This is a genomic window from Mesorhizobium sp. M7A.F.Ca.CA.002.15.2.1, assembly GCF_003998715.1.
Lineage (GTDB): Bacteria > Pseudomonadota > Alphaproteobacteria > Rhizobiales > Rhizobiaceae > Mesorhizobium > Mesorhizobium ciceri.
In genome coordinates this window covers 1-2,238 of the sequence record NZ_RZPI01000818.1, presented here as the reverse complement: position 1 = coordinate 2,238, position 2,238 = coordinate 1, and the positions used below count along the sequence as shown (strand labels likewise).

At 63.1% G+C, this 2,238-nt stretch carries 3 protein-coding genes; all 3 read right to left on the bottom strand.

The genetic code is table 11. From position 1 onward, the window contains the following. Positions 1-1,167 (bottom strand): nickel/cobalt transporter (locus ENZ74_RS29735; protein ID WP_164761308.1); only part of this gene is annotated, 1,167 nt, incomplete at its 3' end. Then, on the bottom strand, positions 1,164-1,832 hold the full coding sequence (locus ENZ74_RS29730; protein ID WP_027161413.1) for a DUF1007 family protein: 669 nt from the start codon (positions 1,830-1,832) through the stop codon (positions 1,164-1,166). The genes ENZ74_RS29735 and ENZ74_RS29730, both read right to left, overlap by 4 nt. Before the next feature lie 89 nt (positions 1,833-1,921). Beyond that, positions 1,922-2,238 (bottom strand): LysR substrate-binding domain-containing protein (locus ENZ74_RS29725; RefSeq protein ID WP_245471035.1); only part of this gene is annotated, 317 nt, incomplete at its 5' end.

Here is a 2,238-nt window from a genome sequence, read left to right as displayed (position 1 = left end):
CACGAAGGCGGCGCCGCCGATCTCGACGATCGAGTGGATGCGGTTGCCCATGCGGCCGTCGCCGGCGAAATAGACCGCCCAGTTCTTGGCGGTCACCGCCAGCGTCGCCAGTGCCGAAACGGTGATGGCGGTGCCCAGCGACATTGCCAGCACCGACAGCAGGCCGCCGAGCCAGAGGCCGTTGAGCAGGGCGAAGCTGAGCACGATCAGCGCGCCGGAGCAGGGGCGGATGCCGACCGCCGCCACCGCTGTCCAGGCCGTGCGCCAGTCGAAGCGGTCGCCTGACAGCAGCGCCGGATCGGGTGCGTGCGAATGGCCGCAGGTGTCGCAGACTTCGCCGGCCGCGTGATCGTGATGAGCATGATCGTGTTCGGCATGATCGTGATGATCGTGATGATCGTGCGAAGGGCCGTGCACATGGTCATGCGCGTGCAGCGCGTGCGAATGGGCATGCGCCGAATGGCTGTGAGCTGCATGGGAATGGCCGGCATGCGAATGCGCGCCGTGCGAATGACCCCCATGAGAATGACCCCCATGAGAATGACCGGCGTGAGAATGGCCGGCATGAGCCGCCGACAGGCTGTAGGCCGGGCCCTTGCCGAACAGACGCAGGACGGCGGGGCCGAGTTTGCGCCACAGCAGCCAGGCGCCGAACAGGGTGACGAAGACAAAGCTCATGATCTCCATGAACCAGGCTGCGTCCGTCATCGAGACGGAGGTGCCGCGCAGGACGAAATAGGCGACCCCCATCACCGCGACCGCGGTCAGGCCCTGCAGCAGCGCCGAGACGAAGGACAAGAGGATGCCGCGCCGCAACGCCACTTCATTGGCCACCATGTAGGACGAGATCACCGCCTTGCCGTGACCGGGGCCGGCGGCATGGAAAATACCGTAGGCGAAGGACAGGCCGACGAGTATCCAGATCTTGCTGCCGTCCTGGCGCATCGCCTTCATCGCCGTTGCCAGCGCGCGGTAGAATTCCTGCTGCCTGAGATTGATCCACATCAGGATATGGGCGAACGGGCCGGTGGTGGGCGCCATGCCGTCATTGACGCCGATGCCGAGCGAACTCTGGGCATGAGCCGCGTCGGCGAAATGCATCATGGCGACTGTGAGGGCCAACAGGCCGAATGCCAAACGCAGGGACGGTTTCGTCACCGGCTTCATCCTTCTGGCTGACAGGTCAGTTCGAGCTTGGTGGCGAAGATCTTGCTCATATCGGTGCCGGTCGGGTCATTGAAAAAGGCATCGGTGAGGGTCTTCTGGTTTTCCTTGATGGCCTCGTCGGGGTCGGGACGGACCACCTTGCTGGTGCAGTTCGAGGGCAGGCCTTCGACCGTGATGTTGGAGTCCTCGGTGAAGTCGATCGCCGTGTAGAATGTCGGATCGTAGACGCCGATATCGATTTTGCCGTTGAGCTTGATCGGCACCTTCGGTTCGGACTCGAACAGGATGATCAGCTGGTCGTTGTCGAAATTGGCCATCAGATGCGGCGGCGGCGTCATCGCCACGTCCTTGCCGTCGACGGTGACGAGCTGGAAGTAGTTGAACTCCGCCAGCGAGGCATGAACGGTGTCGGCGACTTCCTTCAGCTCCTTGTCGTCGAGCTTCAGGTCGGAGTTCTTGTCGAATTCCATCATCACCGTCGAGGAAAACAGGTCGTCGAAGCGCCAGAGATGACGCAGAGCCTTCACGCTTTGGTGATCGGGGGAGAGGATCACATCGAGGCGAGCCTCGGCGAAGACGTGTGGATGCACGTAAGCGGGTCCAGTGGCGGCAAAGCTAGCCGCCAAGGCCGAAGCCAGCATGATTGCGTGCCGTTTCAGGTGCATTCTCGGTCGCGATTCCCTAGGCCTCGGAAGAGTTGCCGAGAGTTACCAGAAAGGGGGCGAAATTGGGACCGCTGCTCGGCTGAAGTGGGTCAGGCAACTTCACGCGTCCTGAACCACTGCACCAGGAAGTCGACGAAAACGCGGACCTTGGCCGGCAGATAGCGGCGGTGCGGGTAGACGGCGAAGATGCCGCCGCCCGACAGGATACGGTCATCCATCACCGACACCAGCCGGCCGCTCGCGAGATCGGGCGCGGCAATGAAATCCGGCAGGACGGTGAATCCCAGCCCGGACACGGCCGCGGCTCTCGCCGTCATCGGGCTGTTGACCTCGATCGGACCTGACACCGAAACGCTGACCGGATCGCCATTGTCGCCCTTGAACGGCCAGTTGTTCAGTCCGCGGC

Bases quoted from the DNA above. Each gene is read 5' to 3' on its own strand.
- ENZ74_RS29730 (WP_027161413.1), bottom strand. From the start codon at position 1,832: ATGCACCTGAAACGGCACGCAATCATGCTGGCTTCGGCCTTGGCGGCT.